The 18,157-nt window shown below is 56.2% G+C and carries 17 protein-coding genes and 2 pseudogenes; 14 read left to right on the top strand and 5 right to left on the bottom strand.

Features of this window, described 5'->3' with window-relative positions; all coding sequences use genetic code 11:
* Window positions 1-37: 37 nt before the first annotated feature.
* Entirely contained in the window at window positions 38-1,267 is a 1,230-nt protein-coding gene (locus ACQ4OE_RS03545; RefSeq protein ID WP_430945704.1) for an OprD family porin, read from the top strand.
* Window positions 1,268-1,484: 217 nt separating this feature from the next.
* On the opposite strand, the gene ACQ4OE_RS03540 is transcribed toward ACQ4OE_RS03545, so the two are convergent.
* From ACQ4OE_RS03540 to ACQ4OE_RS03530, 3 genes are all read right to left on the bottom strand, one after another.
* On the bottom strand, window positions 1,485-1,850 hold the full coding sequence (locus ACQ4OE_RS03540) for a histone-like nucleoid-structuring protein, MvaT/MvaU family (RefSeq protein WP_430945703.1): 366 nt from the start codon (window positions 1,848-1,850) through the stop codon (window positions 1,485-1,487).
* Window positions 1,851-2,018: 168 nt separating this feature from the next.
* A complete protein-coding gene (locus tag ACQ4OE_RS03535) occupies window positions 2,019-2,318 on the bottom strand; it encodes a hypothetical protein (RefSeq protein ID WP_430945702.1) in 300 nt (99 codons plus the stop codon).
* Between the two features lie 103 nt (window positions 2,319-2,421).
* Window positions 2,422-3,132, bottom strand: coding sequence for an SOS response-associated peptidase family protein (locus ACQ4OE_RS03530; RefSeq protein ID WP_430945701.1), 711 nt, complete (start codon window positions 3,130-3,132; stop codon window positions 2,422-2,424).
* Between the two features lie 99 nt (window positions 3,133-3,231).
* Between ACQ4OE_RS03530 and ACQ4OE_RS03525 the strand changes: the two genes are divergently transcribed.
* From ACQ4OE_RS03525 to ACQ4OE_RS03505, 5 genes are all read left to right on the top strand, one after another.
* Window positions 3,232-3,663 (top strand): LexA family protein, encoded by a 432-nt coding sequence (locus ACQ4OE_RS03525; protein ID WP_430945700.1) that lies wholly within the window; start codon window positions 3,232-3,234, stop codon window positions 3,661-3,663.
* On the top strand, window positions 3,650-4,930 hold the full coding sequence (umuC, locus tag ACQ4OE_RS03520; RefSeq protein ID WP_430945699.1) for a translesion error-prone DNA polymerase V subunit UmuC: 1,281 nt from the start codon (window positions 3,650-3,652) through the stop codon (window positions 4,928-4,930). Before ACQ4OE_RS03525 ends, umuC begins: the two co-directional genes overlap by 14 nt.
* 129 nt (window positions 4,931-5,059) lie before the next feature.
* A complete protein-coding gene (locus ACQ4OE_RS03515) occupies window positions 5,060-5,617 on the top strand; it encodes a lipocalin family protein (protein WP_430945698.1) in 558 nt (185 codons plus the stop codon).
* Between the two features lie 43 nt (window positions 5,618-5,660).
* Window positions 5,661-6,185 (top strand): DUF3833 domain-containing protein, encoded by a 525-nt coding sequence (locus tag ACQ4OE_RS03510; protein ID WP_430945697.1) that lies wholly within the window; start codon window positions 5,661-5,663, stop codon window positions 6,183-6,185.
* Between the two features lie 269 nt (window positions 6,186-6,454).
* Window positions 6,455-6,958 (top strand): cupin domain-containing protein, encoded by a 504-nt coding sequence (locus tag ACQ4OE_RS03505; RefSeq protein ID WP_430945696.1) that lies wholly within the window; start codon window positions 6,455-6,457, stop codon window positions 6,956-6,958.
* 192 nt (window positions 6,959-7,150) lie between these two features.
* On the opposite strand, the gene ACQ4OE_RS03500 is transcribed toward ACQ4OE_RS03505, so the two are convergent.
* Entirely contained in the window at window positions 7,151-8,068 is a 918-nt protein-coding gene (locus ACQ4OE_RS03500; RefSeq protein ID WP_430945695.1) for a LysR family transcriptional regulator, read from the bottom strand.
* A gap of 119 nt (window positions 8,069-8,187) precedes the next feature.
* On the opposite strand from ACQ4OE_RS03500, the gene ACQ4OE_RS03495 reads away from it, so the two are divergent.
* From ACQ4OE_RS03495 to ACQ4OE_RS03475, 5 genes and pseudogenes are all read left to right on the top strand, one after another.
* Window positions 8,188-8,817 carry a hydrolase gene (locus tag ACQ4OE_RS03495; protein ID WP_430945694.1) on the top strand — a complete coding sequence of 210 codons (630 nt, stop codon included), beginning with the start codon at window positions 8,188-8,190 and terminating at the stop codon, window positions 8,815-8,817.
* A gap of 354 nt (window positions 8,818-9,171) precedes the next feature.
* Window positions 9,172-10,068 (top strand): hypothetical protein, encoded by an 897-nt coding sequence (locus tag ACQ4OE_RS03490; RefSeq protein ID WP_430945693.1) that lies wholly within the window; start codon window positions 9,172-9,174, stop codon window positions 10,066-10,068.
* Window positions 10,069-10,159: 91 nt separating this feature from the next.
* A pseudogene (locus ACQ4OE_RS03485) lies at window positions 10,160-10,882 on the top strand (PAS domain S-box protein); the annotation flags it as partial.
* Window positions 10,883-11,062: 180 nt separating this feature from the next.
* Window positions 11,063-11,428: pseudogene (locus ACQ4OE_RS03480) on the top strand (methyl-accepting chemotaxis protein); the annotation flags it as partial.
* Between the two features lie 172 nt (window positions 11,429-11,600).
* Window positions 11,601-12,638, top strand: coding sequence for a GGDEF domain-containing protein (locus ACQ4OE_RS03475; RefSeq protein WP_430945692.1), 1,038 nt, complete (start codon window positions 11,601-11,603; stop codon window positions 12,636-12,638).
* Between the two features lie 360 nt (window positions 12,639-12,998).
* On the opposite strand, the gene ACQ4OE_RS03470 is transcribed toward ACQ4OE_RS03475, so the two are convergent.
* Window positions 12,999-14,207 (bottom strand): MFS transporter, encoded by a 1,209-nt coding sequence (locus tag ACQ4OE_RS03470; protein WP_430945691.1) that lies wholly within the window; start codon window positions 14,205-14,207, stop codon window positions 12,999-13,001.
* 230 nt (window positions 14,208-14,437) lie between these two features.
* Here ACQ4OE_RS03470 and ACQ4OE_RS03465 point away from each other — a divergent pair, with 230 nt between their 5' ends.
* The 3 genes from ACQ4OE_RS03465 to ACQ4OE_RS03455 all read left to right on the top strand — a co-directional run bounded on the left by ACQ4OE_RS03465 (window position 14,438) and on the right by ACQ4OE_RS03455 (window position 18,156).
* On the top strand, window positions 14,438-15,370 hold the full coding sequence (locus tag ACQ4OE_RS03465) for an AraC family transcriptional regulator N-terminal domain-containing protein (RefSeq protein WP_430945690.1): 933 nt from the start codon (window positions 14,438-14,440) through the stop codon (window positions 15,368-15,370).
* Between the two features lie 78 nt (window positions 15,371-15,448).
* Window positions 15,449-15,904 (top strand): (2Fe-2S)-binding protein, encoded by a 456-nt coding sequence (locus ACQ4OE_RS03460; RefSeq protein ID WP_039772180.1) that lies wholly within the window; start codon window positions 15,449-15,451, stop codon window positions 15,902-15,904.
* The gene (locus ACQ4OE_RS03455; RefSeq protein WP_430945689.1) at window positions 15,904-18,156 is read left to right on the top strand and encodes a molybdopterin cofactor-binding domain-containing protein; all 2,253 of its coding nucleotides are present in this window, start codon (window positions 15,904-15,906) and stop codon (window positions 18,154-18,156) included. Before ACQ4OE_RS03460 ends, ACQ4OE_RS03455 begins: the two co-directional genes overlap by 1 nt.
* The last annotated feature ends 1 nt before the right edge of the window (window position 18,157 follow it).

Here is an 18,157-nt window from a genome sequence, read left to right as displayed (position 1 = left end):
CCGAACAGCGGCTTCCTGCGTCAGGAAAATAATAAAAATGAACCGCGCCTCATATATTGCTCTGCTCGCGTTAGTGTTTATGTCCATCGACATGTCCATGGCCGATGGGTTTATAACGGACAGTAAAATTCGTCTGGAAGCCCGAAACTTCTATTACAACGGAGATTTCCGCCAAGGGACAGGCGTATCCAAAAGGGAAGAATGGGCCCAAAGCTTTTTGCTCAACTACGAGTCGGGATACACACCGGGAATCATCGGCTTCGGGGCCGACGCGCTGGTGTTTTCAGGTTACAAACTGGATTCGAGCCCAGATCGTTCTGGAAGTGGCCTGCTTCCAAAGCGGGCTTCCGGAGAGGCCGCTGATGAATACTCAAAAGCGGGATATGGCGCCAAACTCAGGATATCTCAGACATCACTGCGCTATGGTATGTCATTGCCAAAGGTTCCAGTGCTTCAGTACAACAACAGCCGACTGCTTCCTCAGACGTTCCAAGGATGGCAGATCAACTCTACCGACGTGGATCGCCTGACCCTGAACCTGGCTCAATTCGACAAGACGATTACACCGGACTCTACCGACCTTCAGGACGTCTCCCTGGCAGTGAAGGACGGTCGCTATCGTGCAACGGGCGTCGGCGACAACTACCGATATGGCGGTGGGACATACAAGCTCACGTCACAGTTGAGTGCAACGTACTTCTATGGCGAGCTTGATGACGTATACCGTCAGCAGTTCGCTGGATTGATACACAACACGCGTATCGGCAAAGGCATGTTGACCACTGATCTGCGCACCTTCTCAAGTCGTGACGTCGGCGCAGCCAAAGCAGGAGAGGTTGATAACCGCGCCTACGCTGCCGCGCTCGGCTACGTCTTGGACAATGGGCATAGCGTCATGGCGACCTACCAAGTCATGGGCGGTGCTACGGGTTTTCCTTACATCAATAACCCCTACCTACCCAACTACGTTCAATACCACGACTTCGGAAGCGCGGGCGAACGTAGCTGGCAGCTACGGTATGGTTACGACTTCGCAGCCATGGGTATTCCGGGTTTGAGCTTTTTCACTGCGTATATCCGGGGGGATGGTCTGAAGACGGTCGGTGCCGAGAAAGAGTGGGAGCGTGATGTGGACGTAAACTACGCCTTCCAGGGGTCGTTGAAGGGGTTTTCTGTGCGACTACGGAACGCAACCTATCGAAGTGACGCCGCCAGAGATATTGACGAGACACGCTTGATCGCAAGCTACTTGTTCACGTCCTTCTAAACAGCAATTGAGTGACGTTGGAAGAAACCCTTTTGATGCGTAACACCCTCACAAACGCCTCCTGGATTAACTCCAGCGGTGCGACCCACTTCGATGACCGATAGACTGCTTCCTTGTCATTAGTTGCATTTTTTTGATCACGGTCCGCAGCCAAGAGATACTCTTTCCTCTTACAAAAAAAGGGCCCTCTAAGGGCCCTTTTGTATTCAAACCAAACTCATTTGGCCAGCCAAGACTCAACGGTCGCGGAGCCGTGTTGAGCTTTCCAGTCTTTCAACGTCTTGTGGTTGCCGCCCTTGGTTTCAACGACTTCGCCGGTGTGCGGATTTTTGTAGACCTTCAACTGGCGAGGCTTGCGAGTACCGGTTTGGGACTCGGCGGCTGGAGCGCGACGACCGGTTTGCGGATCAAGAAGGTTGACCACGTCCTTCAGGCTATAGCCGTATTTTGCGAGCAAATCACGCAGTTTGGTCTCGAACTCAATTTCTTTCTTGAGACCAGCATCGCCCTTGAGGGCTTCAAGCGCTTGGAGCTGTTCTGCAAGGTGTTTTTCGAGCTGGCGGAATTCGGCAAGTTTGGACATGGAAATTCTCGATGTGAGTAATATTTAGAGGTTACACCATAAATCACGAGGCGCATTTACAAGGAGTGGCGCCTGAGGCCTTACACCCGGCCAGCCGATATTAATATCTCTTTCCAAGTGACAATCAGCCCCGCGTTAATTCCAAGTGAATGGGCCATGCCTCTTTTATTATTGATGAGTATCCGCCTCCTCAGCCGGATAAAACTCGCCCTCCTTCCCTATCCTTTTTAGCTGTTCGCGCACGATCAACTCAATGCTGACAACAGCGGCTTGATCGTCAGGGTCGATCAACTGCAAGCACAGGCGTCGGACATTCTGATCGTGGGTGCCCTCGCTCATCATCTCGTGGGTGAAGACTTGTTCGCCACGCCAAAGGCATAGCTGGGTATGAGTCTCGCCGAGCCATATCTCGTTGATTGATCTCAGGTCGGTGGTAGCCAGTTGATCGACGGTGATTGTTTTATCCATTGCTCTTTACCTTACCTTTAAGCCGTTACCGGTAGACTTCCGGGCCCAGGAACAGTTCGCTGGCGTGTAGCGGCCGATACGCCAGCTCAGAATGCAGTTGAAATCAGTCATCGACGTCTTCAGCCAGTGACCAGGGCTGAATTAAATGCGCGCCCTGATTACGCACGTTACCCACCTCCTTGCCGACCTTGTACCAATGAAAATCCGTAGCAGGCCTGCAATGCTGCATTGCCAGTTCGCGAGCTCTTTCCGGTGAGGTGTCGGGATCTACCCATTCGCGGGCGTGCTCAGGTGCCAGGACCAAGGGCTTGCGATCATGGATATCGACCATGCCTTGGTCACTCGCGGCGGTGATGATGACGAAACCGTCGCGTTCATCCGGTTCCAGGCCTTGGTGCACTTCAGCCAAACCCGCAAAGAACATCGGAATCTGTTCTTTCAGCGTGATGAAATAGGGCTGCTTTTTCTTTGCATCATCAGGGTCTTTGACCCATTCAAACCAGCCGTTCGCCGGCGCGAGTACGCGACCATTGGGCCAGAGCTGATTGAAGAATTTCCCGGTGATGACGGTCTCGACCCGCGCGTTTATCGGGTCAGGACGCTTTCCCTTCGCCCAGAACGGCGCCCATCCCCATTTGACCTTATCGACACTCAAGCCCTCTCCCACTGGCCGGATGATTTCCACCCGCGTCGACGGCGCGACGTTGTACCGCTCGACGGGCCAAAGGTCATAGCCATTGATCACCACCTGCTTTGGCGCAAGCTCCTTGAGGTAGTGATCCATCGATTCGTAGATCGAGTAGCGTCCGCACATGGTGTCACCCGTCGAATTGTCGTACCTAAGAGATTGACCGCAAGCGAACCAAATCGTTAACTGTATGCATGTACAGTTAACCTCGAAAAGGCTTGCATCATGAGCATCACCATCCTCGGCCCTCTCGCGTCTGGCGGCAGGAAGCTTCCCTTCTATTCATCCAGGGTGCCGGCGGGCTTCCCCTCCCCTGCGGCTGATCACATCGAAAAACACATTTCCCTCGATGAGCTGTTCGATATCCGCGCGCCGCACGTGTACCTGGTGAGAATTGATGGAGACAGCATGCAGGGTGCCGGCATCTATTCAGGGGATCTGGTGGTGGTTGATCGGAGCATCGATGCGGTCAGCGGCGATATCGTCATCGCCGCACTCAATTCCGAGCCCTTCTGCAAGCGTCTGCTTCTGCGCGAGAACGCCGTGATGCTGTTGTCAGAGAATTCAAAATATCCGGCAAGGCATGTGATGGAGGGCGATGATCTGGTGATTTGGGGTGTGGTGAAATACAGCGTGCGCGATCATGACAACACCTGAGCCAGTCTTTGCCCTGATTGACTGCAACAGCTTCTACGCGAGCTGCGAGCGAGTGTTCAGACCCGACCTGGCAAAGACACCTATCGTGGTGCTGTCCAATAACGACGGCTGTGTGATTGCGCGCAGCTACGACGCCAAGCCTTTCGTGAAAATGGGCCAGCCGTACTTCCAGATCAAAGACCATCTACGCCGGCATGGCGTCGTGGCCTTCAGCAGTAATTACGCGCTGTACGGCGACATGAGCGAACGCGTGATGACGATCATCGAATCGATGGTGCCAGCGCTCGAGGTCTACAGCATCGATGAAGCGTTTGCCGATCTCACTGGCCTGCCCGGCGATCTATGTGCTTTTGGGCGGCATATGCGTTCCACTCTTTTCAAGCGCACGGGGGTTCCAGTCGGGGTGGGCATTGCCCGCACCAAAACCTTGGCCAAGCTCGCCAATCACACGGCCAAAAGGCTGCTGGATATCACCGGCGGCGTGGTCGATCTGTGCGACCCGTTCAAACGCGACTGGACGCTGCGCAACACCGATGTCGGCGAGGTCTGGGGCATCGGCAAGCGTATGAAGGCCCACCTGGAAACGATGGGCATCAAGACCGCCATGGACTTGGCGAAAGCCGATCCGTGGATGCTTCGCCAGAAATTCAGCGTGGTGATCGAGAAGACTGCTCGCGAACTTGCCGGCACCTCGTGTCTGGAACTGGGTGAAGCTGACCCACCCAAGCAAGAGATTTGCTGTAGCCGGATGTTCGGCACCCGTTTGACGCAGATCGAGCCGATCAAGGAGGCCGTCGCCACCTACACCCAGCGCGCGGCGGAAAAGCTCAGAGCGCAGAACTCGCTGTGCAAGAAGATCCGCGTGAGTATCAGGACAGGCATGTTCAATCCCGAAGAAGCGAAGTACGCGAACGGCGCACTCGTCGAACTGCCCTACCCGACCAACGACGTTCGACTCATGACCAAAGCGTCGACCGAAGCAGTCAATCGCCTCTTCCGACCAGGCTTCAAGTACAGCAAGGCAGAGGTTCTGCTGATGGATTTGCGCCAGCCTGGTGAATTCACGGATGACCTGTTTGCGCATTCCCAGCCTGTTACGGCGGACAAGGTGATGACCGTGCTGGATGAAATCAATGGCCGTTGGGGAAAGGGAGTTCTTCGGCTGGCCAGCGTGCCGGCGGCGCCGGATTGGGCTATGCGCCGGGAGTTGATGAGTCAGAGCTACACGACGAAGGTTGAGCAGTTATGGACGGTCATGGCCCGGTAAGCGGTCGTTGAAAGCGGATGGTAGCCTGCATGAACGGGCCATCGTATCGACTGCAAATCGATAGCACTTTTCCACGCTCACGTACCTCCAATGACATGTGCGTTTCTCCTGACAACCTGGAGGTCTTTTATGTCGATACGCAAGATCGTTCTGCTTTCCTGTCTGAGTGCGGCACTCGCTGGGTGCGCAGGCTCGGGCCAGGAGCCCCCTCCCACCACCATGCAAGTCGACCTGCAGAAATACCAGGGCACCTGGTATGAGCAGGCCAGGTTGCCTATGTTCTTCCAGCGCAATTGCCAGCAGTCAGAAGCGCATTACGGTCTGCGTGATGATGGCCGCATTGACGTCACCAATCGTTGCAGGGAACAGGATGGCGAATGGAAAGAGGTACGCGGAATCGCCGAATCTCAGCAGCCAGGCAAGACAGACAAGCTCTGGGTGCAGTTTGATAACTGGTTTAGTCGCATCGCGCCGGGAATAACCAAAGGCGAGTATTGGGTGCTTTACCACGATCCCGCTTACCAGTTCGCACTGGTCGGCCATCCGAACCGGGAATATCTGTGGGTGCTTTCACGCGCCTCTGGAATCAACGACGTCAACCGCGAACAGCTGCTAAAGATTGCTCAGCAACAAGGGTATGACACCAGCAAACTGATCTGGCGTCCGGCAGATCCGACCAAGCCCTAGTCCACTGGGCTGCTTAAGCCCCGAGACCGTCGAGGAAACGCGCATGCTCAAGAAATGGATACTGCTGCTATGCATTGGCCTAGCGAGTTGCAGCCAGGTGGATGTGCAGACTTACAGCCAGGAGACGCCCAAGTTTGAGTTGCGCGAATTCTTCGAGGGCCGGGTCGAAGCGTGGGGTATGTTTCAAAAGCGCTCAGGCGAGGTCACGAAGCGTTTTCATGTGGTGATCAATGGCCACTCCGAAGGCCGCAGACTGATCCTCGACGAATCGTTTACCTACAGCGACGGCACTACACAAAAACGCGTGTGGACGCTAACCCCTGCTGGCCCTGGCCAATGGCGCGGAACCGCTGGCGACGTGGTGGGCGAGGCGCTTGGCGAAGTGGCAGGCAACGCACTGCGCTGGAAATATGTGCTGAACCTTCCGTTGGATGGCGAGGTGTACCAGGTTCATCTGGACGACTGGATGTACCTGATGGACAAGAACACCCTGATAAATCGCTCGTTCATGAGCAAATTCGGTGTGGAGGTCGGCCAGATCACCTTGTTCTTCCGCAAGCAGCCTTGAGGTCGCGGTAAAAAAACAAAACCTCGAATATGGATCATGAACTTTGGCAGGAACCTGATGGCTGTCAGACCTTTTGTGTAGCCGGTGCTCAAGATTCAGATGGGCATCCACCTGGGCGGCAACCAGATATCGACCTGAGTCATGCATCATGACTCAGGTTTACGCTTACGCATCGAGCATGTGAGATTGAAGAGCGGTTGCCGTATAAATGGCAACTCGATTAGCTACGCGAGGCGGGATGCCCGTGCGGATACTTTCGGGAGTGACTAATGAGCAATGACGGCTGTGCTTTAACTGCGCGCATGATTAGAAATTTCAATGACGTACCGCTGCAATACGAGCGCCGCGACCCGCGTTATGAGAGCCATGGTGCGCGCCTCGGCACTGACACCGTCGCGCAGAAACTCGGTGCGTCGGTGGACATCGTCGCGCCAGGCAAGCGTTCTTGCCCCTACCACTTTCATTATGCTCAGGAAGAGATGTTCGTCATTCTGGAAGGGTTTGGCACCCTGCGCGTGGCGGGTGAAATGTTGCCGATCCGAAGCGGCGACGTCATTTTCATTCCGGCCGGCCCCGAGTATCCGCATCAGATCATCAACACTTCGGATGCGCCGCTGAAGTACCTGTCCATTAGCACCCGAGAAACCCCCGAAGTCTGCCAATACCCTGACTCCGGCAAATATCAGGCGATGGTCACAATCAATGGCGCGCGCGCGTTCACCGCCGTGCAGCGGCCCGGCGCTACGCTTGATTATTGGGACGACGAACCATGAGGCGCCGTGTAGCTGAAGCCTGCCAGAGAAATGAATTAGGGAAGTCGAGTGCCACTAAATCTGGTTGATTACTCACTGCTTGGGTGAGTCGCCGGACGGTTACAGCCCTCTGGCTCATGCTAGCCCGATTCTGATATCCAGCATTGTCAGAGAGCTACCACTGATGACGGGACAGCTATCGGCCAGAAGCGATCATGGGGCCGACTCGGGTGAGACGGTGGAAGCGGCCCCTGCAAAGTGTGGAGACTTCCCGAAGTACTCAATCAGGAGTTCGGTGAGGACTCTGATCTTCCGCGCAGGATGCTGACCTGGAGGGCGAACCAGATACGCTCCCGCGGGCGGAGGCGGATAACTCGTCATGATCGGCACCAGTGCCCCCGAGGCGAGGCTGTCATGAGTGAGGCAATCGGGCAGGTAAGCAAGCCCCAGGCCTGCTACGGCGGCGGCAACCAGTGCTACGCCGTTGTCTGCCTTGAATCGTCCCTGGGGGCGAACCGAAATAACCTTCGCGCCATCCATGAATTGCCAGGCCTCGGTGCCTTGCATCACGGCCTGATGGTAGGCCAGTTCCTCTGGCCGTTGCGGTGAGCCATAGGTCTCGATGTAGCCTGGGCTCGCGACCAGCCGGACTCCGATCGGGCCGACGCGTCTGCCGATGAGGTTGGAGTCATGCAGGTAGCCGACCCGTATCCCGCAGTCATATCCCTCGGCAATCAGATCGACAAAGCGATCGCTATAGCACGTCTGAATGTTCAGTTGTGGGTGTCGGCGCGCCATCTCTGCTACCACCGGGGCAAAATGCGTCGGTCCGAAAGACAGCGGCGCGGCCACACGCAGACGCCCACGGAGGGGGCCGGTGGGCAGAATGGCTTCCCGCGCTGAATCAATCTCGGCACACGCCTTGGCGGCATGGTCGCGGAATGTAGCCCCGGCTTCTGTCAACGTCGCGCCACGGGTGGAGCGTGTCAGCAACTGCACGCCGAGCTCCTTCTCCAGACGCACGAGCCTGCGACTGACGATCGATTTGGCTACTCCAAGTCGAAGCGCAGCAGACGAAACGCCTCCGGCATCAGCAACCTCGACAAATGTCAGTAGATCTTCGATATCCAACGTAGCGTTCCTCTTATTGCGACACAGCTAGTCGGGCAATGCTACTACCGGTGCGATTTGGGGAACAGCAATATGACGTTCGCAGATGCGTGGATCACATTCATAACGAGGATCAAGCAATGACGAGCGAAACGATTCGTAACCCCCACACCGACCAACTTCTGACGCCCGATAACTCGGTTTTCATCATCATCGACTACCAGCCGATTCAGGTGTCCTCCATCCGCTCGATGCCGCGCGAGGAACTGGTGTTCAACATCACAAGCGTCGCTAAAGCGGCGGTTAACTTCAATCTGCCGATCATCCACTCGACCGTCAACGTCGGCACCGGTCGCAACAAGCCACCTATTCAGCAACTGCAAGACGTGCTCGGCCACTTGCCGACCTACGATCGCACCTCAATCAATAGCTGGGAAGACAGCGAATTCAAGCAGGCGGTTAAAGCCTTGGGGCGGCGCAAACTGATCATGACAGCGTTGTGGACCGAAGCCTGTCTGGCCTTCCCGGTACTCGACGCGATTCAGGAAGGTTTTGAGGTCTATATACCGGTCGATGCGGTCGGCGGAACCTCCCTTCCCGCGCACGAAGCAGCATTGCGCCGTATGGAGCAGGCGGGCGCCAAACTGATCAGCCGCGTGCAGATGTACTGCGAGCTACAGCGCGACTGGGCGCGTGAGGCGACTGTTCCGGGCTTCATGGGCGTGTTCGAAAACTTCGACGGCTTCAACGCCGAAAAAAAGGCCGACTAGCAGAGGATTCCCCCCTGCCTCGCTGACGAATGAAGGTGACAGTGAATGCGGCCGTCACCTTCATTGCGGCCAGACATGCGCGTTTCACCTTTACTCCTCCTGCTTCGGCATCGTCCGGTAGCGTTTGCGCCAACGACGTCCACCGTCCGACCGGAGTGGCAGTGGCGACCAATCCCCATAATCCAGTCAGTCGTGACCGGACGCAGTCGGCCCAAAAGCTGCCATCCGCAGAAGGCTGCTTTCGTCCAGTCAGGGCTATAAAACATTTTTGGGGTGATTCAGCCAGCGGTCTGAATTTGCATATACTACGTGCATTGTGAGTAGTAACTATTTGATTTTAAATTGAGATTTTCGATGAACACAACTGATCTGCTTGAGTATTTAAAAGAGACCAGTTCCGAAATGACCCAAGGCAATATAGACGAAGCTATTATTCTACATTTCGACTTGATAATGGAAAGCTATCGGGAAAGGCCTTTTTTCTACAAAAACCTTCTTAAGTACGACAGGTTTATGGTGGCTCTTTCTTTATTGAGCTTTAACTACAGCGATGATCAAGTTCCTTTATCTGCAGTGAAAGCGTTTTGCCAAGCGCGCGGTTATATGTCTCGCAACAGTCTGGATTCCTATTTCTCCTTTTTGGTCGTGAGCGGATATATGAATGTCCAGCTACACGTTCAGGATGGACGCCTGCGTAATTTTCAACCCACGGACAAAACCTTATGCGCGGCCACTCTGCTGCTCAAGTCCTATTTACTGCCGTCGCAGATGATCTCTCTGTCCGATTTCTGCTTGTCAGAGTTAGGCAGATCTGCGGATTTATTACGGTTTTATGCTCGTGGGTTTGCCAGAATACTCGAATCAGGATTCTTGCTCGATAAAGTTTTACCTGAAGCAAAATGGATTCTCAATCGGGATGGCGGCCACTTGCCGATGCTCGCTCTTTATACCGATGCATTGCGTAATGGCTCGCTGGAAACCGGTTATAAAGTCTCGTCATATCTCGAAATTTCGTCGCGTCTGGGAGTCTCCAAAACGCATATGCAACGCATGATCAAAGAAGGACAGTTACAGGGTTACTTCAAATGCGACAAACGCTTCATCGAATTAAGCCCGGCATTTATCGATCTGATCAGGCGAGCGATGTCAATATATTTTGCGATTGCTCGGATTGCTATGGAGTTAGGTATTGCTGAACGCGAGGTTACTAGTAAGCCTGTCGATATCTACAGTTTTAATCCGACAGGTTAGAGAGTGGATCATTATTAAGCAATCCTCTCAAAGGCGTCTTTGACTCTGAAAACATTGTCCTGTTTTGCGCTTGCTCATCCCGGAGGTCAGTGTGTTTAATAATCGAATCAAAAAAGCTTTTTTTGACTGTCAGGAAGAACTGGCGGCATTGCTGAGTACACTCGCCGGCATCGAGGCAGTTTTCCTGTCAATACGTGTCGACTCAGCAGGGCGAATCATCTCGACCAACCAGCGGTTTGCCGAGGTGTTCGGGTATTCGTTGGAAAGGCTATCTGAGATGGCAGTGAGCGACCTTACTGATAAGCCGGATAAAAGTTTCACGCCGAACCTCTGCGCCATCGAACGGCAACGGTATCGCACCTCCGACGGCCGTACAGTGACACTCAACGTCGGTTGGATCACCGCAGCAAACCGAACTTTCCAAGGCTACGGCATCGTCGCCCCATCCCTGGCGCAGGATGAACAGGAGGCCATCGAAATGTTCAGTGCGCTGAATCGTTCAATGGCAATGATTCAATTCAACCTTGCGGGTGAAGTCATTTATGCAAACGAGTCTTTCATCCAAGCCATGGGTTATAGCCTCGCGGAGATAGAAGGCCGTCATCACCGTATTTTCTGTTTGGCAGAGGATGTGGCTTCGGCGCATTACTCCGAGTTCTGGCAGAGTCTAAAAAAGGGTGTGTTTAACGCCGGGCGCTTTCGCCGGGTTGATAAAAGTGGAAAAGTAGTGTGGTTGGAGGCGACTTATAATCCCATCAAAGATGCTTCTGGCCGGGTTTATAAAATAGCCAAATTTGCCAGCGTGGTGACCGAGCAGGTCGAGAAAGCCGAAGTAGTCAGGCAAGCAGCCAATATGGCTTACGACGTGTCGCTGGATACGGATGTGAAAGCTAACAGGGGTATGGATCTGGTCGCCGATTCCGTGCTCGGTACGCAAACTATCGCACAACAGATGGCCTCGGTTACCGACAGCATGACTGCGCTGGAATCGCAGTCGCAATTAATCGGTTCAATCGTCGACACCATTGGCGCCATCGCCACCCAGACCAATCTTTTAGCGCTTAACGCCGCAATCGAAGCGGCACGCGCCGGAGTACACGGGCGAGGTTTCGCGGTAGTGGCCGATGAAGTGCGCAAACTTGCGGGCCGCACCAGTGCAGCCACGCAAGAGATCACTGGCGTAGTGCGGCAGAATCGCGAATTGGCGAGCCAAGCGGCATTACGCGTCCAGTGCAGCAGAGACCAGGCCGACATTTTGCTGGAATTGTCCGAGCAGGCAGGCATGGCCATGTCTGCCATCCAGCTCGGCGCCAAGCAAGTAGTGCAAGCAATTGGCAGGGTCACCAGCGACCTCGACTGAATTCTTGGTGCAGCGCAGTGTTTTCAGATGGATGGGCAGTAGGCGACGCGCTTGTCGCATATGTTATTTTTTATAAAAAATGATCTCCAGCATTCGAGACATCGACGTCAGGATGAAGGTTCGCTTTGCTCTTGCAATGAAATCCAAGTCGTTTGAAAAAAGGAGTTTTAGAATGCCGAAGAATTTCAAGATCAGACCAAGAATGCGGGCACTGCTGTCCCCCGCAGTCACCAAAATAGAAATGGCGGGGTTTGTTGCCTGGATAGGAGTTTTACTGATTGCCCCCATGGTTACACTGAACCTGCCGAACATTCTCGTCACGTTATCGTTGTTGCTGGTCTGGCATGTTCATCGTGTTGTCGCTGTATTCTGGATATGGAGAATACTTGGCAGCGTCTATATCTTGTTGTTATCGCTGGGTTTTGCGCATGTCATTGCGCAGAATATCGAGTTGCGCGTCTTCACGCTTCCGCTTGCTGTAATTATCGTATTAAGCAACCCTATTCTATTTGTTACGGCTCAAGATTATTTTCTATCCGCAATACTTGTTTGGGCATTGATGTGGCCCAATCTTGACGTCAGCCTGTATCGCGAGCTAGAAGTTTATCTGGCAATTTTTTGCATTGCTTCAGTGTCCATCGGCTTTACGCTGAGCTTTACATATTTAAGAAACATGCGATCGGTGCTATTGGTGGAGAGTGAATTTAGAATGTTGGCGGAGACGGACTTTCTTACTTCGATACTTAATCGGCGTGCCTTTATGGAGACGTTCAGGAATGCATTGACAGGAGGTCACAGCGGTTATTTCATCATGTTGGATATTGACAGTTTCAAACAGAAAAATGATCAGTATGGTCACGATGTGGGTGATAAGATTTTATGCGCCATGGCCGCTTGCCTAAAATCTACTCCGGGCAGCCACAGTGTCGGGCGGATTGGTGGGGAGGAGTTCGGTGTCTTATTGTTGGGCAGCGATAACGCCGTTGCCCATGAATACGCATTGCGCTTATTGGCAGGTATTCGTAATAGTGTAATGCCTCCTCATAAATACACTTGCAGTGCCGGGATCGCGCAATTCTCAGCCACATCGGATATGTCAGCAGTGCTTAAGTGCGCGGATATCAATATGTACAAAGCCAAGGCTGACGGTAAAGATCGAGTGTTTCAGGATGGCAAACGGGTCAAGCCGCCATCTCCTGCGACTACATGATGAGGGCTTGACTGGAGGACGTCTGTGAAAGTCGTGTTTGAAGACATCGAATCTCCCCCTTGCTGCTTATTGACGCTCGGCTCCTTTACATTAATGTTTGCGAGTCGCGCGGATGCGGAACATTTTTTGCGGTTCCTTATTGGGCACGAAGACACCGCTCAGTGCCCCATAGTTGAATGACTATTCTTGCCGAACCGCCCTTCTATAACGTTACCGATTTATCAAGTGGCAATATCGATAATGAAGCAAACATGTCAGCGCGACCCACCTCAAGGTTTTCACCAGCCGATATTTTGCCTGTCATCTTCCGTGCTGAACGATGCTCATGTCGGTAACTCGCGTTGGGCCTGTCTGGTTTTTTCAGGCAGCTGCGTTTGAACCAGCCAGATGGATTTCAGTGGCATTACGCCCAGCCAGCCAAGCGAGGGCGGACGCGGCGATCAACACGGCTGCACTGAGCTCGAATGCGGCTTTATAACCGCTCAGATCAAATGCCAGACCGCCGATAATTGCGCCGCCGGCGATTGCCAGTTGGACAATGGCCACCAGCATCCCTCCCCCGGCTTCGGCATCGTCCGGCAGCGTCTGCGCCAACCACGTCCACCATCCGACCGGAGCGGCAGTGGCGACCAATCCCCACAGTCCAAGCAGTACGGCAGTCAGCAGCGGTGATTCGCCGAAGTTCACTAGCGCCAGCGCGATGGCGGCCATGATCAGAGGGATGACTGTCAATGTGCGGTACAGGCCGTTGCCCATAAACCTTTCGATCAGAAAGGTACCGATAAAACCGGCAAGTCCCAGTCCCAGCAGCATGAACGACAATGTTGAAACGCTGACGCCAGTCACGCCCTCGAGAAACGGGCGCAAATAGGTGAACAGCATGAACTGGCCCATGAAAAAAACGCTCACGGCGATCATGCCCAACGCGACGGGCAACTGCTTCATAAGCCGCAAGCCGTTGCCGCTCCCCGCCTTACGATCGGCCTTGAAGGACGGCAGGCTGATCATCAACCACACGGCTGCGAGCGCTGCCACCGGCACCACGCAGAAGAAGGCACCGCGCCAGCCAATCAACGATCCGAGAAACGCACCCGCCGGTGCGGCGATGACCGTCGCCAGCGCGTTACCGCCGTTGACCATGGCCAGCGCTCGGGGGACTTGATCACTCGGCACCAGGCGCATGGCGGTCGCCGCCGATAATGACCAGAAACCACCGATCGCGATGCCGATCAGCGCACGCCCGACCATGAATGACGGGTAGCCCGGGGCGAGCGCGACAACCGTGCCGGAGACGATCATCAGCAAGGTCAGGCCCAGCAATAATTTCTTCCGTTCAACGCGAGCGGCGACAGAGGCAATCAACAGGCTGGTGATTAGCGCAAAGGCACCGGACACGGAAATACCCTGCCCCGCCTGGCCTTCGGTGATGTGCAGATCTGCGGCAATGGGCGTCAGCAGGCTGACCGGCATGAATTCTGAAGCGACCAGGGCGAAGGCAGCCAGCGACATGGCCAGCACGGCGCTCCAGCCGCTTGTTCTTTGAGAAGGATCTGTAGAAGGAATCGTCATGGGAACTACCTGTGTTGCGAAAACTTGAGGGTGTGATGCGCAGGGGCTCAGGCCATTTTTCGCCTTTGCGGGCGCTGCCCCTGTAACAGATAGACACATTCTCCCGGTCAATCCGGCCCTTCCCTAGTGCATTCCTCTTGAATGCTTGCCTGATCCTCTGAGGATGCAGGGTCATGGATAGGAAAGGTCTCTCGCGCGGATTAGAGTTCGATCAACAGGAGTGCTCCGACATGATCGATACCCAACTGCGCCAGGAATCACCGTTGGCGTTGAACATTGACCCGCGCGTGAGCGAACCGGGTGACTTCGCCACGGCCATACCCGGACTGTCGCTGTTTCGCCGCGACCAGCCGGCGCCGCCCGCCGTGTGCATGATCGAACCCAGCCTGATTCTCGTCGGTCGCGGCGAAAAGCGTTTATGGGTAGGTGGTGAGGGTTACAGCTATGACCCTTCGCGGTTTCTGGTCACCTCCCTCGATCTGCCCGCCAATTCCGAAGTGATGCTAGCCAGTCCCGAACAGCCCTGTGTCGGTCTCGTACTGAAACTGGATGTCAGCATGCTTGCCGAGGTCATCACCAAGAGCGGTTTGCCGGCCAAGCGGCAGCCATCGACGGGCAGCGGCGCCGCGATTGGCAGCCTGTCGTCGACGCTGGAGGACGCGCTGGATCGCCTGCTGGCATTGCTCGATGAACCCGAGGCGATCCCGGTGCTGGCGCCGCTGATTCTGCGCGAAATCCACTACCGGTTGCTGCATACCGATCAAGGTGCGCGGCTGCGGCAGATCACTGCTGTCGATGGTCAGGGTTACCGCATCGCCAAGGCCATTGACTGGCTCAAAGTCAACTACACCGATGCCCTGCGCATCGACGATCTGGCCGCGCGGGTGCAGATGAGTGCGCCGACCTTTCACCTGCATTTCCGTCAGCTCACCGGCATGAGCCCGCTGCAGTACCAGAAGTGGCTGCGGCTGAACGAAGCGCGGCGGCTGATGCTGGTCGAGCGCCTCGACGTTTCGCGGGCGGCGTTTGCTGTCGGCTACGAAAGTCCCTCGCAGTTCAGCCGCGAATATGGCCGCTTGTTCGGCACCGCGCCGAGTCGTGACATTGCCCTGTTGCGCGGGCAGCCATTCGAGGCAGAAGCGCTTGGCACCATAGCGAATTAAACGAAAACCGGTGACGCGCCTCGCCGCGTGGCACCGCACATAACAATGCACGTCAACCGATGATCAAGCGGGTGAACCATGGAACTACGAATCAACCAGAAGACCTATCAGGTCGATGCCGACGCCGACACGCCCTTGCTCTGGGTAATCCGCGATGATCTGGGCATGACCGGCACCAAGTACGGCTGCGGACTGGCGCAATGCGGCGCCTGCTCGGTGCTGGTGGACGGCAATGTGGTGCGTTCGTGCGTCACGCCGGTGGCCGGTGTGGTCGGCCGCGAGGTCACCACCATTGAAGCGATTGAAAGCGATGACGTGGGCAAACGCGTGGTCTCGACCTGGGTCGATCTGCAGGTCGCCCAGTGCGGTTACTGCCAGTCCGGGCAGGTGATGGCCGCCACCGCGCTGCTCAAGCAAAACCCCAAGCCCAGTGACGCGCAAATCGAGGCGGCGATGGTCAATCTGTGCCGCTGCGGAACGTACAACGCCATTCATGCCGCGGTGCATGAGCTGGCCGGCAAGGGAGACGCCTGATGAACGTTCGAATCGACCCTGCACTGCAAGCCGCAGCCCTGGATCTGCACGAACCGATCAACGTTTCGCGCAGACGTTTCCTGACCGGAACCGCCGTCGGCGCACTGGTTCTCGGCTTCGGCCTGCCGCTGGGAGCGACACGCGTGCAGGCTGCCGTGGCGGCAGCGACGGCCGAGCGCGGCACGCAGGTCCCGGCGTTTCTCGAGATCCGCCCGGACAATCGCGTGCGTCTGCTCTGCCCGTTCATGGAGGGCGGACAAGGCACGTTCACCGCGATGGCGCAGATTGTCGGTGAAGAACTGGATGCCGACCCCGCGACCTTTCTGGTCGAAGCGGCGCCGCCCGGCGAAGCCTATGTGGTCCTGGAAAACGGCATGCGCATCACCGGCGGCAGCATGTCGGTGCGCATGAGTTACCCGGTCATGCGCCGCCTCGGCGCCCTCGCCCGCGCCATGTTATTGCAGGCGGGCGCGCAGCAACTCGGCGTGCCGGTGAGCGAGTTGAGCACCGAGCCTGGCAAAGTCGTGCATGCCAAGTCGGGCCGCTCGCTGGCCTACGGTGAACTGGCCGAGCGCGCGATGGATCTGCCGGTTCCTGATCCGGCTTCGGTGCAACTGCGTGATCCGAGCCAGTTCCGCTGGATCGGCAAACCGGTGAAGCGCCTCGATGCCTACGACAAGTCCACAGGCAAAGCGCTGTACAGCATCGATCTGAAGGTCGACGACATGCTCCACGCTGCCGTGCAACATGCCCCGCGCCTGGGCATGACGGTCGGCAACCTGCGCAACGAAGACCAGGTCAAGGCAATGAAAGGCGTGCATTCCGTGCACCGTCTGCCGGGCGCCGTAGCAGTGGTCGCCGAGCGCTGGTGGCACGCCAAACGTGCCGTCGAGGCGATCCAGGTCGACTGGCAAGAACCCACCGCCGACAGCAAAGTCCGGCCGATGCCCGCTGACTTTTCCAGCGATGCCTGGTTCAAGCGCCTCGCTGAAGACAAAGGCCCCGCCAAAGATGATGAACATGAAGGCGACGTGGCAGCGATCCTCAAGGAAACCAAAACCCGGATCGACGCCACTTACCACAATCAATACCTGAACCACGGCCAACTGGAGCCGCCTTCGGCGCTGGCCCGATTCAATCCGGACGGTTCGCTGGAAGTCTGGCTGCCGAATCAGGCGCCGGACATGTACCGTGCCGACATCGCCAAACGCACGGGCCTGGATCCGTCGCGCATCACCTTGCATTCGCCGCTGCTGGGCGGGTTCTTTGGCCGGCATTTTCTTTACGACTCGGCCAGTCCCTACCCTCAGGCGATTGAGCTGGCCAAAGCGGTTGGCCGTCCGGTCAAACTGATCTGGAGTCGCGAAGAAGAGTTCCTGCGTGACGTGCTGCGCCCTGTCGCTGCGGTGAATTTCCGCGGCGCGCTGGACAGCGACGGCTGGCCGCTGGCAATCGAAGCGATCAGCGCCACCGAAGGACCGACCGAAGCCCTCGCTGGCAAGCAAGGTGACAAGCTCGATCCGACGGCGCTTGAAGGCTTGTCGGGCAAATCCTATGCAATCCCCAACAAGCGCATCGCGCAGATCTACGCCAAAGGCCCAGCGATGCTCGGTTATTGGCGTTCGGTGGGCAATTCGCTCAACGACTTCTTCTATGAATCGTTCCTCGATGAACTGGCCGACAAGGGCGGCAAAGACCCGTTCGACCTGCGCCTGCATCTGCTGCGCGACAACCAACGCCTGACCACGCTGCTGCAAGCGGTGGGTGAGTTGTCGGGCGGCTGGAAGCGCGGCCCGTTTACCGCCGAGGATGGCAGCAAACGTGCACGCGGCGTGGCCATGGCTTCGCCGTTCGGTACCGAGACGGCGGTGATCGCCGAGGTGTCCATGGAGAACGGCCAGGTCAAGGTGCACGACATCTGGCAGGCGATTGACCCGGGCAGCATCGTCAACCCGGCGATTGTTGAGGCGCAAGTCAATGGCGCCGTGGCATTGGGACTGTCGCAAACGCTGGTGGAGGAAGCCGTGTGGCTGGATGGCAAACCTAGGGCGCGCAACTACGACCTGTATCAGATCCTGCCGCCCGCGCGGATGGCGCGGGTACATGTGCGAGTCGTCGAGAGCGGGGAAAAAATGGGCGGCATCGGTGAACCGCCGCTGCCTGCGGTCGCGCCTGCCGTCGCTAACGCGGTGGCGACGCTAACCGGTCAGCGGGTGCGCAGCCTGCCCATGAGCCGACACACATTCACCTGAT

This window comes from Pseudomonas sp. WC2 (genome assembly GCF_050586545.1).
In the GTDB taxonomy this organism is placed as follows: Bacteria; Pseudomonadota; Gammaproteobacteria; order Pseudomonadales; family Pseudomonadaceae; genus Aquipseudomonas.
Note: the sequence above shows the minus strand (reverse complement) of the source record. Positions and strands in the feature narration are given on the sequence as shown.